Raw genomic sequence first — 14,741 nt, 5'->3', positions numbered from 1 at the left:
TGAAAGCCGAACGCCGCACCGTGCTGCTCGTCGCGGCTCTGGTCGCCCTCATGCTCGGCCTCGGCCTGCTCGGGCTGTGCTACGGCGCGTCATGGTCCACGCCCGGCGAGGTGTTCGCCTCGCTGACCGGCACCGACCGCTCCGTGGTGATCTCCGACTGGCGGCTGCCGCGCGTCCTCGCCGGACTGGTCTTCGGCGCCGCGCTCGGCGTGGCCGGGGCGATCTTCCAGAACCTCACGCGCAACCCGCTCGGCAGCCCGGACGTGATCGGCCTCGACGCCGGCGCCTACACCGGCGCCCTGGTCGCCCTCACCGTCCTGTCGGGCACATCCGCCCAACTGGCCACAGGATCCGTGCTCGGCGGACTGCTCGTCGCGGCCGTGATCTACCTGCTCTCGTTCGACCGGGGCTTCTCCGGACTGCGCCTCGTGGTGATCGGTATCGCCGTCAACGCGATGGTGACCGCGATCAACTCGTGGATCGTGCTCCGCGCCGACCTGGAGGTGGCGATCGCCGCCGTCGGCTGGAGCGCGGGCTCACTCGCCGGCGTGGGCTGGGACGACCTCGGCATCCCCTTCGCGGTGATCGCCGTACTCCTCGCCCTCATGGCGTCGCGGGCCCACGCCATGCACCAGGCGTCGCTCGGCGACGCGATCGCGGTCACCACCGGCGTCGCACTCAACCGGCTGCGCCTGCTGATGGTCCTCGTCGGCGTCGGCTGCACGGCCACCGTCACCGCGGTCGCGGGGCCCATCGCGTTCATCGCCCTCGCCGCCCCGCAGATCGGGCGCAGGCTCGCGGGCGCCGCCGGAGTGCCGCTGCTCCCGGCCGCGCTGACCGGAGCGGTACTGCTCCAAGGCGCCGACCTGATCGCCCAGATGCTCCTCGCGCCGGTCGCCCTGCCGGTCGGCGTGGTGAGCACCGCGATCGGCGGCTGCTACCTGATCTGGCTGCTGACCAAGGAGGTGGGGCGCGCGTGACCGCACGCCTGACCGCGCGGGACATCACCCTGCGCTACGGAGACCGGGTGGTGTCCACACGGCTGAGCCTCGACGTCCCCGACGGCGCGTTCACCGCCATCGTGGGCCCCAACGCCTGTGGAAAGTCCACCCTGTTGCGCGCGCTCGTGCGCCTGCTGCGCCCCGCCGACGGACACGTGCGGTTCGACGACCGCGACGTCGGCGGCTACCCGGCCAAGGCACTGGCCAGGCAACTCGGCTTCCTGCCGCAGGACCCGCTGGCCCCCGACGACATCAAGGTCCGCCACCTGGTGGGCCGCGGCCGGTTCGCGCACCAGTCACTGCTCGCGCTCCGGTCGCCCGACGACGAGGCGGCCGTCACCGAGGCGATGGCCGCCGCCGGCGTCGCGGACCTGGCCGACCGGCCGGTGCAGGAGCTGTCCGGCGGACAGCGCCAGCGCGTGTGGATGGCCATGGTCCTCGCCCAGCGGACGCCCTACCTGCTGCTCGACGAACCGACGTCGTTCCTGGACATCACGCACCAGTACCAACTGCTCGGCCTGCTCGCCAGGCTGCGCGACGAGGGCCGCACGGTGATCGCCGTCCTGCACGACATCAACCAGGCGTGCCGCTTCACCGACCACCTGGTCGCCATGAAGGACGGCCGGGTGGTCGCCGAGGGCGACCCCGGGGACATCGTGGACGCCGCGCTGATCAAGGACGTGTTCGACCTGCCGAGCGTCATCGTCCCCGACCCGGTGACCGATACGCCGATGGTCGTCCCCACACTGCAAGGAGAGTAAGTTGAGCACCGCAAGCGTCTCCTCGGACGGCCTGCTCCCCCTGACCGGCGCCCAGACGGGCATCTGGAACGCGCAGCGCCTCGAACCGGACTCGCCGTATTACGTGGTCGGCGACGTCGTGGAGATATCCGGCGGCGAGCCGGTCGACGTCGCCGCACTCACCGAGGCGGTCCGGGCGACCACCGAGGAAGCCGAGACCCTGCGGCTGCGGGTGTACGACACCCCCGAAGGGCCGCGCCAGACGATCAGTCAGGAACCGGTCGCGGCGCCTGGATTCGTCGACGTCAGCGGCGAGGCCGACCCCGTCGCCGCCGCCCACGCGCTTGTCGACGCCGAGCGGGCCCGGGTGGGGGAGGCCTGCCGAGGCATGGTGGACCGGCCGCTGTACGCACGCACCGTCATCAGGCTCTCCGACCGCGAGGTCTGGTACACCCAGCTCGGCCACCACCTCGTCTTCGACGGCTACACCGCCGCGATGCTCGCCCGCCGCACCGCCGCCCGCTACACCGCCCTGGTCCAGGGCGCCGAGCCGCGCAAGTCGACCTTCGGCGCCTTCGCCGACCTCGTCGCCGCCGACCGCGCCTACCGGGACAGCGACCGGTTCACCGAGGACCGCGCGTACTGGGTCGAGCGCTTCACCCCCCTGCCCGACCTGGGCGACGCCGACGCCGCGACCGGCGCGCCCGACCGCACCCTGACCGCCCGCGCCGCCCTCTCGCCCGAGGAGACGGCCCGCCTCCGCGCCTTCGCCGACACCGAGGGCGTCACCTGGGGCGAGGCGCTGATCGCCTGCTACGCCGCCTTCCTGCACCGCGTGCTCGGCCGCACCGACGTGGTGTTCGCGCTGCCGCTGATGTGCCGGACGGGATCCGTCGAACTGCGCACCCCCGCCATGGCGGTCAACGTCCTGCCGCTGCGGGTGACGGTCCGGCCCGGCGACGGGTTCGGCGAGCTGAGCCGCCGCGTCGCCGCCGCGATGAAGGAGATGCGCGACCACCAGCGCTACCGGGGCGAGGACCTGCCCCGTGACCTCGGTGTACCCGGCGCGGGCGCGCTGCTCCACGGACGCGGCATCAACCTCAAGGCGTTCGACCTGGCGCTCGACTTCGCCGGGGCCAGTGGCGTCATGCGCAACGTCGCGGGCGGCCCGCCGGAGGACATGGGCCTGAGCGTCCTGCCCGCCCGCGACGGCGGACTGCTGCTCGGCTTCGAGGTCGACGCGAGGACCAACGACCAGGTGTCCGTGGACAGTTCGCTGGCCGGGCTGCGGGCCCTGCTCGCCGGGCTGATCGACGGACGGACCGTCGGCCGGATCGCCCTGGCCGGTGACGTGGACCGGGTCCTCGCGGACTGGTGCCCGCCCGCGCTGCCCGGCACCCCCGTGGACGTACCGACCGCGTTCGACGCCATGGCCGCCGCCGACCCCGGGCACACCGCCCTCGTGTGCGGCGACGAGCGGCTGTCCGCGCAGGACCTCGCCGAGCGCGTGCACCGGCTCGCCCGCGCGCTGCGGGCCCGCGGCATCGGGACGGACGGCGTCGTGGCGCTGGCGCTGCCGCGCTCCGCCGACTCGGTGACCGCCCTCCTCGCCGTCCTCGACGCGGGCGCCGCCTTCCTGCCCCTGGACACCGCCTACCCGCCCGAGCGGCTGCGCGGACTGATCGACGACACCCGCCCCGCCCTGGTCCTCACCGCCGTCGGCACGGTCGAGGGGCTGCCCTGGAAGACCCTCGTCGATGAGGCCGCCACCCTGCCCGGCACCCCTCTGACAGCCGGTGAACTGGCCGCGCCCCGGCACCCCGACCACCTCGCCTACGTGATCCACACCTCCGGCTCGACCGGCCGCCCCAAGGGCGTGCTCGGCCGCGTCGGCGGCCTGGCCGCACTCCTGCACCACCAGCGGTCGACGGTCATCGCCGAGGCCGAGGGCGCCGCGAAGCGCACACTGCGCGTCTCGCACACCTACTCCTTCGCCTTCGACTCCGCGTTCGACCACCTGATGTGGCTGCTGTGCGGGCACGAACTGCATGTCTACGACGCCGAGACAGCCCGCGACGCCGACGCGCTGCTCGACGCGTACGCCCGCGACGGCATCGACGTCGTCGACACCACGCCCTCGATGGCCGCGCCGCTGATCGACGGCGGCCTCCTCGACCGCCGGCCGACACTGCTCGTCCTCGGCGGTGAGGCCACCCCGCCCGCGCTCTGGCGGCGGATCGCCGACTCCGGCGTCACCGCCCGCAACATGTACGGGCCGACCGAGGCCACCGTGGACGCCACCACCGCCCGCATCGACGGCGGCGAACCGACGATCGGTCACCCGCTCGCGGGCACCCGCGTCCACGTGCTCGACAGCGCGCTGCAGCCCGTCCCGCACGGCCGCACGGGTGAGCTGTATCTGGCAGGCCCGCACCTGGCCCGCGGCTACCTCGGCAGGCCGGGGGCGACCGCCGACCGGTTCGTCGCCGACCCCTTCGGCCCGCCCGGCGCCCGCATGTACCGCACCGGCGACCTGGCCCGGTGGGTGCCGGGCCGGGGCCTGGACTACCTGGGCCGCGGCGACGGTCAGGTCAAGATCCGCGGCCACCGGGTGGAGACCGGCGAGGTCGAGGCCGCGCTCGGCGCCGTGCCGGGCGTGACTGCGGCGGCCGCCACCGTCCGGTCGTCCCGGCTGATCGGCTACGTCGTGTCGACCACGGTCACCGGGGACGCCGTACGAGCCCGACTGGCCTCGACGCTGCCCGAGCACATGGTGCCTGCCGCCGTGGTCGTACTCGACGAGCTGCCCGTCACGACCAACGGAAAGCTCGACCGCGCCGCCCTGCCCGCACCCGTCTCCGCCGGCGGCGGCCGCGAACCGCAGACCGAGCGGGAACGCTTGCTCTGCGCGGTCCTCGCCGAGGTGTTCGAGGTCGACCGGGTCAGCGTGGACGACGACTTCTTCTCCCTCGGCGGCGACAGCATCACCGCGATCACCATCAGCAGCCGACTGCGGGCCAGAGGCCTCGAACTCCGGCCCCGGGACCTTCTCGCGCGCCGCACCTTCGCCGCCCTCGCCGCGTCGGCGGGACTGGCGGAGGACGTGGCCGAGCCGGTGGACGACCCGACAGGGCCCGTGCCCGCGCCCCCGATCGTGCGCGGCCTCCTCGACCCGCACCCGGACGTGGACGTCGTCGCCTCCTACGCGCAGTGGACGGCCCTGCACGTCGACGGACTCGGTCTCGCCGACCTGACGGCGGGCGTACAGGCGGTGCTCGACCACCACGACGCGCTGCGGCTCCGGGCGGGCGACGGCCTCGAAGTGCTGCCGCGCGGCGCCGTACGGGCCGTCGTCGACGAGGTCCACGGCGAGGACGTGACCGCCCTGGCCGAGCGCCTCGCCGGACAACTCGACCCGCGCTCGGGCGACTTGATGCGGGCGGCCCTGCTCCGTACCGGCGACGACATCGCCAACGGCCGCACCGGCGACGGCACCTCCGACCGCCTCGTCCTAGTCGTCCACCACCTCGCCATGGACGGCGTGTCCTGGCGCATCCTGCTGCCCGACCTCCACGCGGCCTGCACGGGCGGCACCCTCGAACCGGCCGGCGCGTCATGGCGCAGGCACGCCACGCTCCTCGCCGAGCAGGGCGCGTCCGGCGCGCGACGCGACGAACTCGACCACTGGCGCGCCGCGCTCGCCGCCGCCTCCCGGCTCGGCGTCCGGCCCCTCGACCCCGCCCGGGACACCGTGGCCACCGCCCACCGGTCGGTCACCGTGGCCTCGCCCGAGGTCACCGAGGCGGTCCTGACGACGCTGCCCGCGGCCTACCGCGCCGGTGTCGACGAGGTGCTGCTCGCCGCGCTCGTGCTCGCCCTGCGCGAGTGGGGCCTGTCGGGCGACGCGGTGACCGTGTCGATGGAGGGCCACGGCCGCGAACACCTCGACCTGTCCCGTACGGTCGGCTGGTTCACCAGCGAGTACCCGGTCCGCGTCCCCCTCGCCGACGGCGTGGGGGAGGTGCTGCGCGCGGCCAAGGAGGCCAGACGCGGCGTCCCCGACAACGGGATCGGCTACGGCGTCCTGCGCCACCTCGACCCGGAGACCGGCCCCGAGCTCGCGGCCACGCCGCCGCCGGACGTCCTCCTCAACTACCTCGGCCGGTTCGCCTCGCTGCCCGACACCGGCTGGCGGCTGCCGGAACACGACGCCTTCTCGGTGACCGAGCCCGCCGCCAAGGCACTTGAGCAGGTCCTCGCCCTCAACTGCTTCGTCCACGAGGAGGGCGCGCCACGGCTCGCCGTCGAGTGGACCGCCGCGACCGAGGTGCTCGGCGCCGACGCCGTCCTGGCGCTGCGGAACGCCTGGGCCGCCGCGCTCGACGCGCTCGCCGAGCACGCGCGCCACACCGAGGGCGGACTCACCCCCTCGGACCTGCCGCTCGTCGCCCTCGACCAGTCGGCCATCGACGCCCTCGAACGCACCGGCCGCATCACCGACGTCCTGCCCGCCACACCGCTGCAGGTCGGGCTCTCCTTCCATACCCTGGTACGCGACGACCACGACGCCGACGTCTATGTCGTGCAGGCCGTGACGACCCTGGTCGGCGAGGTGCGGCCCGACCGGATGGCCGAGGCCGCCCGCGAACTGCTTCGCCGCCACCCGGCGCTGCGCGTGTACCTCGGCACCGCCGGGGACGACGTCGTGCAGGTGATCCCCGCCGACGTGACCCTCGACTGGCGGGAGGACGACCGGTTCCCCGAGGCCGCCAAGGAAGACCTGGAGCGTCCGTTCGACCCGGCCAGGCCGCCGCTGATCCGCTTCCTGCTGTCCCGCGTCGGCCCCGCCGAGCACAAGCTGGTCATCACCAACCACCACGCGCTGCTCGACGGCTGGTCGATGCCGCTCGTCGGCCGCACCCTCCTCGCCCTCTACGCCGAGCTGAGCGGCGGCCCCGCCGCCCCCTCAGCCCCGCCGCTCTCGGAGTACTTCCGGTGGCTCGCGGGACGGGACCGCGAGGCTTCGCTCGCCGCGTGGCGCGACGCGCTCGCCGGCGTCGACGACGCGACGCGCCTCGCGCCCGCGAGCACCACGACCGGCGTCGAGCGGCCGGGCCGCGAAACCGTCGCCCTGGGCCGCGAGTTCAGCGACCGGCTGCGCGCCTTCGCCCGCGAGCAGGGCGTCACCCTCACCACGGTCCTCCAGACCGCCTGGGGCCTGCTCCTCGGCAAGCTCACCGGCCGCCGCGACGTCGTCTTCGGCTGCCCCGTCTCCGGGCGGCCCGCCGAGGTCGACGGCGTCGAGTCGATGATCGGCCAGCTCGGCACCACGATCCCGGTCCGCGTCCGGCACACCCAGGACCAGACCGCGAGCGACCTCATGGCCCACGTGCACGCCGAGAGCGTCGCCCTCGCCGAGCACCACCACGTCGGTCTGCCCGAGATCCAGCGGGCGGTCGGCGTCGGCGAACTCTTCGACACGATGCTCGTGATGGAGAACTTCCCGCTGTCCAGCCGGAAGCGCACCCCGCTCGCACCCGGGCTCGACCTGGCCGGCGTCGACATCACCGACGCCACGCACTACGCCCTGACCGTCATCGTGATCCCCGACGACGAGATCACCGTCGGCCTCGGCTACCAGCCGCGCGCCTTCGACGCGGGCACCGTGCGCGACTACGGCCGCTGGCTGCACAACATCCTCCGCGAGATCGTCGACGACCCGGCACGCCCCGCGCTCCGGCTGCCCGCGCTCGACCCCGACGAGCGCGAGCGCATCCTGCGCACCGGCACCGAGATCGTCCCCGCCAAGAAGCGCGGCCACTGGCTCGACGAGTTCGCCGCCTGGGTCGAGCGCAAGCCCGACGCCGAGGCCCTCGTCTGCCGCGAACGCAGCCTCACCTACGCCGAGTTGGACCGGCAGGCCAACCGGCTCGCCCACGCGCTGATCGCGCGCGGCGTACGGCCCGAGGACCCGGTCGCGGTGCTGCTCGGACGCGACATCGAGATGACCGTCGCGCTGTTCGGCGTGGTCAAGGCGGGCGCGGTCTACGTGCCGATGGACGCGAGCTACCCCCGCGAGCGGCTCGCGTTCATGTTCGACGACATCGCCCCGGCCGCCGTCGTCTCCACCGGCGCGGAACTCCCCGTCGACCGCGACCTCCCGGTCCTGCGCCTCGACGACCCTGCCACCCTCGCCGCCGCGCCGGACACCGACCCGGCCGAGGCCCGCGCCAGGCTGACCGAGGACGCGCTCGCGTACGTCATCTACACCTCCGGCACCACCGGGCGGCCCAAGGGCGTCGGTGTGACCCACCGGGGCGTGCCCGACCTGATCGCGCTGCAGGAGGAGGTCGTCGGCGTCACCGAGCACGACCGGTACCTGCACTTCGCGTCGACCAGCTTCGACGTCGCGTTCTGGCAGACCATGGTGCCGCTCCTGTCCGGCGGCACGTCCGTGATCGCCCCCGAGGAGGTGCGCGTCCCCGGCGACGAACTCCTCGACTACATCGTCGAGCACCGGGTGACGGGCGTGAACCTGCTGCCGTCGTTCCTGGCCGCGATGCCCGACGACCGCACCGTCGACCCCGACGTGTTCTTCGTCGTCGGCGCCGAGCGCCTCGACCCCGAACTGGCGCGGCGCTGGGGGAGTGGCCGCCGGGCGCTCTTCAACGCCTACGGCCCGACCGAGGTCACCATCAACTCCGTGACCTGTCACTACGACCCGGACGACGCCGGACCGCTGCCGATCGGCCGCCCCGACCCCAACGTCCGCGCCTACGTCCTCGACGGCGGGCTCCAGCCGGCCGGCGTCGGCGTCACCGGCGAGCTGTACCTCGGCGGGCCGAGCCTGGCCCGCGGCTACCTGGGCCGCCCCGGCCTGACGGCGGAGCGGTTCGTCGCCGATCCGTTCGGAATGCCCGGCGAGCGGATGTACCGCACCGGCGACCTGGTCCGCTGGCGGCCCGACGGGCAGCTGGTGTTCCTCGGCCGCGTCGACCACCAGGTCAAGGTGCGCGGCTTCCGCGTCGAGCTGGGCGAGATCGAGTCCACGCTCACCAGCCACCCCGACGTCCGCGCCTGCGCCGTCATCGTCCGCGAAGGACGCCTCGTCGGCTACGTCATCCCGACGGACGGCGCCGACCTGGACACCGCCCGCGTACGCGAGTTCCTGGCCGCGGAGCTGCCCGACCACATGGTGCCGACGGCGCTCGTCCCCATCGACCGGCTGCCGCTCAGCCCCAGCGGCAAGCTCGACCCCACCGCGCTGCCCGCCCCAGAGACCGCCGCCGCGGCCCGGCGCGCACCCGCCACCGAGGCCGAAGCCGTGCTGCTCGGCGTCTTCCGGGACGTCCTCGGCACCGACGCCATCGGCCCCGACGACGACTTCTTCGCCATCGGCGGCGACAGCATCGTGTCCCTGCAAGTGGTCTCCCGCGCCCGCCGCCAAGGGCTCGGGCTGACCGCTCGGGACGTCTTCGAAGGCGCGACGGTCGCGGGGATCGCGGCACGTGCCCGCGCTCTCGACGGCGGCACGGCACCCGCGACCGGCGACGCGCCGCTGACCCCGGTCATGCGGGACCTGCTGCGCCGCGCGGGCACCGCGGCCGACGGGTTCTGCCAGTGGGTGGAGATCTGCGTCCCGCCGGGCGGCGACCCGGCGACCTGGCAGGCCGTGCTCGACGCGCTCCTCGCCCGGCACGACGTGCTGCGGGCCCGCCTGACCGACGACGCCCTGCACATCCCACCGGTCGGCGCGGTGACCGGCGCCGACGTCCTGACCTGCGTACACGCGACCGACGACGACCTGCGCGCATACGTCGACGCCCACATCGCCGGGGTCCGCGACGCGATGGATCCGCGCACCGGCCCGCTGCTGCGCGCCCTGTGGGTGGACGCAGGACCCGATCGGCCCGGCAGGCTCGTCCTGATCGCCCACCACTTGGTCGTCGACGGAGTCTCCTGGCGCGTCCTCCTCGACGACGTCGAGCACGCCCACTCCGGCGGCGAACTGACCCGGCACGGCCAGTCGTTCGTCGGCTGGGCGCAGTCGCTGCGCGCCGCCGACCGGCGGTCCGAACTGCCCCACTGGCAGGGGATGACCGCCACCCCGGCGCTCACCCGCCCGCTCGACCCCGCAAGGGACACCGTGGCCACCGCCAGGCACCACGAGATCCGGCTCGACGCCGCGGCCACCCGCGCCCTGATCACGACCCTGCCCGCCGCCTACCGCAGCACCCCGGACGCCGTGCTCCTCACGGCGCTCGCGAAGGCGGTACGGGCCTGGCGCGGCACGCGGGAGGTCCTGGTCGCGCTGGAGAGCCACGGCCGCCCGCAGCACGTCGACCTGTCCCAGACCGTCGGCTGGTTCACCGCCGTCCACCCCGTGCGCCTCGACGCCGACGACGACGTGAAGGCGGTCAGGGAACGGCTGCGCGCCCAGGGCGACGGCCTCGGACACGGCATCCTGACCACGGCGGGGCTCCTCGACCCCGTGGCGCCGGAGATCGCCTGGAACTACCTCGGCCAGTTCCCCGGCGCCCCGGCCGACGAGACGCCGTGGCAGGCGCCGCCGGACGCCGACCCGCTCGGCTCGGGCGGCACCGACGCACTGCCCCTGCCGCACAGCCTCATGGTCAACGCCCTGGTGCGCGACGACGCGCTCGGGGTCCGGATCACCTGGCCGGGCGCGCTGTTCACGGCCGCCGAGGTGGCGGACCTCGCCGAGTGCCTGCGGAGCGCGCTCCAGGAGCTCGCCGCCGCACCGGAGATCAGGGCACTCGACCACGAGTGGCCGATCGCCGGGGTCCAGCCCCTCACCCCGCTCCAGGAAGTGATGCTGCGGCACTCGCGCACCGAACGCCCCGACCCGTACACCGTGCAGTCGACGTTCTCCCTCGCGGGACCGCTCGACGCCGACGCCCTGCGCGCCGCGGGCGGCGACCTGCTGGCCCGGCACCCGAACCTGGCCGCCGTGTTCCCCGCCGACCTGGCGGTGCTCCCCGCGTCGCCCGCGCCGGACTTCCGCGTGGTCGACGGGCCCGCCGAGGACGTCCTCGCGGCCGATCTGGCCGAACCGTTCGACCTCGCCCGCGGCCCGCTGCTCCGCCTGACCGTGATCCGGGACGGCGCGGACCTCGCCCACCTGGTGATGACCAGCCACCACGTCCTCTCCGACGGCTGGTCGGCCCCGCGCATCCTCACCGAACTGTTCGACCTCTACACGGCCCGCGTCCGCGGTGTCGCCGCGGACCTGCCCGCCCCCGTCCCGTTCGGCGACTACCTGCGCTGGCGCGCCGACCACGAGCCCGACCTCGACACTTGGGCCGCCGAGCTGGCCGGCCTGCCCGAGGGCGACCACCTCAGCGGCGGCGAGCCCGGCCCGGCCTGGCAGGAGCCCACGCTCATCGCCTTCGACGCGGCGCTGGTGGCCGAGCTGACCCAGCTCGCCGCGCGGCGCGGCCTGACCCGCAACACCCTGGTCCAGGGCGCCTGGTCGGTGCTGCTCGCCCGGCGCTCCGGCCGCGCCGACGTCTGCTTCGGCGCCATGGTCGCCTGCCGTCCGCCGGAGCTGGCGGGCGTCGAGGAGATCGTCGGCCTGCTCGCCAACACGGTGCCGGTGCGCGCCCGGCTCACCGGCACGCTCGCCGACACGCTCGCCGATCTGCAGGCCCGCCAGCGGGCTCTGGTCGAGCACCACCATGTCGCCCTCTCCGACCTGGAACGGCTGACCGGGCGGCGCAGGCTCTTCGACAGCCTGGTGGTGTTCGAGAACTATCCGGTCGACCCGGACCGCCTGCGCGAACCCGCCCCGGGGCTCACCCTCGTCGGCACCCGCTTCCGCGAGTCCACGCACCACCCGGTGACCCTGACCGTCATGCCGGACGGCGACGGCTGGACCGGCGTCCTCGCTCACCGGGCAGGCGTGGCCGTCGACGGCCTCGCCGACGAACTCCTCGACGTGCTCCGCTCCCTGGACAAGCACCTCGACCACGACGTCCACGACCTCCTGGAGGGCCGATGACCAAGGACGTCGCCCCACCCGCCGAGCGCGACCGGGTGGACGGGCAGCTGCTGCGCATCGCGTTCATCCTGGTGCTCGGCACCTTCATGGCCACGCTGGACGCCACCATCGTCAGCGTCGGCATCGACCGGCTGACCGACGAGTTCGACGCCTCCGTCGCCGACATCCAGTGGGTCAGCACCGCCTACCTCCTCGCCGTCGTCGCCGCCGTGCCCGCATCGGGCTGGCTCGCCGACCGGTTCGGCGGCCGGCGGACCTGGCTCGCCGCCGTGGGCGTGTTCCTGCTCGGCTCGGTGCTGTGCGCGCTGGCCTGGTCGGCGACCAGCCTCATCGTGTTCCGGGTGGTCCAGGGGCTCGGCGGCGGGCTCCTGCCCGCGACAGGACAGGCGCTGCTCGCCCGCATCGCGGGACGCGGCCGCACCGGCCGTGTGATCAGCGTCGTCGCGGTCGTCCCGCTCCTGTCGCCGGTGTTCGGACCGCTCGTCGGCGGCTCGCTGCTCGGCGTGGCGTCCTGGCAGTGGCTGTTCCTGGTCAACCTGCCGATCGGTGCGGTCGCCGCCCTGCTCGCACGCCGGTACGTCCCCGACGTACCGCCGTCGACCCGGCGGACGGCGTTCGACCTGCGGGGGGCCGCGCTGCTCTCACCCGGCCTCGCCGTGCTGGTGTACGGGCTGACCGAGGTCGCCCACGGCCGCACCGTCCCGGCCGTGCTCGGTGTGACGGCGGGCGTCGCGATGCTGGTGGGCTTCACGGTGCACGGACTGCGCACGCACGGCACTCCGCTGGTCGACCCGCGCCTGTTCACCCGGCCGCCCTTCGGGGCCGCCGCCCTCGCGCTGCTCGTCCTCGGCGCCTCGGTGTTCGGCACGACGTTCCTGCTGCCGCTGTACTTCCAGACCGGCCGGGGCCTCTCGGCGTGGGAGGCCGGGCTGCTGCTCGCACCCCAAGGCCTCGGCGCGGCCGCCGGCTCCGTCCTGGTCAACCGCACCATCGACAAGGTCGCGCCACGCACCCTGGTGGTCACCGGCATCGTGCTGATCCTCGCGGGCACCATCCCGTTCACCCAGCTCGGCCACGAACCCCCGGACGCACTGATCATCGCCGCGCTCGCGGTCCGCGGCATCGGCATGGCGATGATCGGCGCACCCGTGATGAACATCGTCTACAGCCGCATCGAGCCCGAACACCTGCCCCGCGCGTCCGGCGCGCTCAACCTCCTCAACACGGTGGGCGGTTCGGTCGGCACGGCCGCCCTCGCGGTGGTCCTGGAGAACCGGCTGTCCGCCCGGGGCCCGGACATCTCCTCGGCGTTCGGCGACACCTTCTGGTGGGTGCTCGGCTTCTGCCTGCTCGCCGCCGCGGGGGCCACCCGGCTGCCAGGGACCCGGACGGTCAGGAGGTGAAGCTGTCCGGATCCGCCGCGTGCCAGTCGGCGGCCCAGCTCTCCGGCGGCGCCGCGAGCAGTTCGCCGGGGGAGAGCCAGTCGTACAGCTCGGCGTAGGAGCGGAATCTGCCGCGGTCCTCGCGGCGCCGCAAGTGGTGCGGGCCCAGCTCCGACGGGTCGCGGACGCCCATCGCGGCCATGATCTGCAGCGCGCTGTGGACCGTGGCCTGCTGGAACCGCGTGACACGGGCGGCCTTGTCCACGACGTCGAGGGCGCGGGCGCGGTGCGGATCGGTGGTGGTGACGCCGGTCGGGCAGCGGTTGGTGTGACAGCGCTGGGCCTGGATGCACCCGACGGCGAACATCATCGCGCGGGCCGCGTTGGTGTAGTCGGCGCCCATGGCGAGGCGCTTGACGATGTCGGTGCCGGTCGCCACCTTGCCGCTGGCGCCGACCCGGATCCGGTCCCGCAGACCGGTGCCGACGAGCGCGTTGTGCACGGTGATCAACCCGTCGGTGAGGGGCATGCCGAGGTGGTCGGCGAACTCCAGCGGCGCCGCGCCCGTGCCGCCCTCGGCGCCGTCCACCACGATGAAGTCGGGAGTGATCCCCTCCGCCTTCATGGCCTTGCACACGGCGAGGAACTGCGCGCGGGAACCGGGGCACAGCTTGAAGCCGACCGGTTTGCCGTGGGTCAACTCCCGCATCCGGGCCAGGAAACGGACGAGTTCGCGCGGGGTCGAGAAGACGCGGTGGTACGGCGGTGAGATGACGGTCTCACCCTGCGGTACGCCGCGGACCGAGGCGATCTCCGTGTTGACCTTGCCGCCGGGCAGGACGCCGCCGATCCCCGGTTTCGCCCCCTGCGACAGCTTGAGCGACACACATCGCACGGCGGGGTGGGCCGCCTTCTCGGCGAACTGCTGCGCGTCGAAGCCGCCGTCGCGGGTGCGGCAGCCGAAGTAGCCGGTCCCGATCTCCCAGATCAGGTCGCCGCCGGGCCGCAGGTGGTAGCCGGACAGGCCGCCCTCGCCGGTGTCGTGCGCGAACCCGCCCCGCGCGGCACCGGTGTTCAGAGCCACGATGGCGTTGGCGGACAGCGAGCCGAAACTCATCGCCGAGACGTTGAGGAGAGCCATGTCGTACGGCGCGGCGCAGTCGGGGCCGCCGATCCGGACCCGGGGCGGCTCGTCCCGGACGTCCACCGGCGCCATCGACGGCACGAGGAACTCGTAGCCGCGGTCGTCCATGTCGCGCTCGCTGCCGAAGGGCTCCTCGGCGGCGACGCCCTTGGCCCGTTCGTAGACGATGCTGCGGGTGTCGCGGTCGTAGGGCCTGCCGTCGTAGTTGCGCTCCACGAAGTACTGCTGGAGCTCCGGGCGCACTGCCTCCATGAGGAACCGCAGATGGCCGAGGACGGGGTAGTTCCGCAGCACGGAGTGCCGCCTCTGCACGAGGTCGTACACACCGGTCAGCGCCACGGCCGCCAGCGGCGCGGCGGCCAACCACCACCACGGGGACATCAGGAGGGCGAGCAGCACACCGCCCGCCGCGCAGGCCGTCAGAAGGCCCACCGTTACGAAACGCGTCATGAT

5 protein-coding genes are annotated in these 14,741 nt (G+C 74.1%); 4 read left to right on the top strand and 1 reads right to left on the bottom strand.

Going from position 1 to position 14,741, the window contains the following annotated elements:
* Positions 1 to 50: 50 nt before the first annotated feature.
* From ACH4D5_RS28945 to ACH4D5_RS28930, 4 genes are read left to right on the top strand one after another with little or no spacing between them, the layout of a single operon-like run.
* On the top strand, positions 51 to 980 hold the full coding sequence (locus ACH4D5_RS28945; protein WP_398308455.1) for a FecCD family ABC transporter permease: 930 nt from the start codon (positions 51 to 53) through the stop codon (positions 978 to 980).
* Entirely contained in the window at positions 977 to 1,762 is a 786-nt protein-coding gene (locus ACH4D5_RS28940) for an ABC transporter ATP-binding protein (RefSeq protein WP_398308026.1), read from the top strand. The genes ACH4D5_RS28945 and ACH4D5_RS28940 overlap by 4 nt, the downstream gene beginning before the upstream one ends.
* Position 1,763: 1 nt before the next feature.
* On the top strand, positions 1,764 to 11,762 hold the full coding sequence (locus ACH4D5_RS28935; RefSeq protein WP_398308024.1) for an amino acid adenylation domain-containing protein: 9,999 nt from the start codon (positions 1,764 to 1,766) through the stop codon (positions 11,760 to 11,762).
* A complete protein-coding gene (locus ACH4D5_RS28930) occupies positions 11,759 to 13,165 on the top strand; it encodes an MDR family MFS transporter (RefSeq protein ID WP_398308023.1) in 1,407 nt (468 codons plus the stop codon). Before ACH4D5_RS28935 ends, ACH4D5_RS28930 begins: the two co-directional genes overlap by 4 nt.
* Here the strand turns inward: ACH4D5_RS28930 and ACH4D5_RS28925 are convergent.
* The gene (locus ACH4D5_RS28925; protein WP_398308021.1) at positions 13,155 to 14,738 is read right to left on the bottom strand and encodes an FMN-binding glutamate synthase family protein; all 1,584 of its coding nucleotides are present in this window, start codon (positions 14,736 to 14,738) and stop codon (positions 13,155 to 13,157) included. The genes ACH4D5_RS28930 and ACH4D5_RS28925 overlap by 11 nt on opposite strands.
* Positions 14,739 to 14,741 lie beyond the last annotated feature (3 nt).

The organism is Streptomyces sp. NPDC018029 (genome assembly GCF_044327655.1).
In the GTDB taxonomy this organism is placed as follows: domain Bacteria; phylum Actinomycetota; class Actinomycetes; order Streptomycetales; family Streptomycetaceae; genus Streptomyces.
The sequence above is the reverse complement of the archived record's forward strand: the minus strand, read 5'-3'. Positions and strand labels throughout refer to the sequence as shown.

Excerpts from the sequence above, each read along its gene's own strand:
- ACH4D5_RS28925 (WP_398308021.1), bottom strand. The coding sequence starts at position 14,738 with ATGACGCGTTTCGTAACGGTGGGCCTTCTGACGGCCTGCGCGGCGGGC.
- ACH4D5_RS28945 (WP_398308455.1), top strand. The coding sequence starts at position 51 with ATGCTCGGCCTCGGCCTGCTCGGGCTGTGCTACGGCGCGTCATGGTCC.
- ACH4D5_RS28930 (WP_398308023.1), top strand. The coding sequence starts at position 11,759 with ATGACCAAGGACGTCGCCCCACCCGCCGAGCGCGACCGGGTGGACGGG.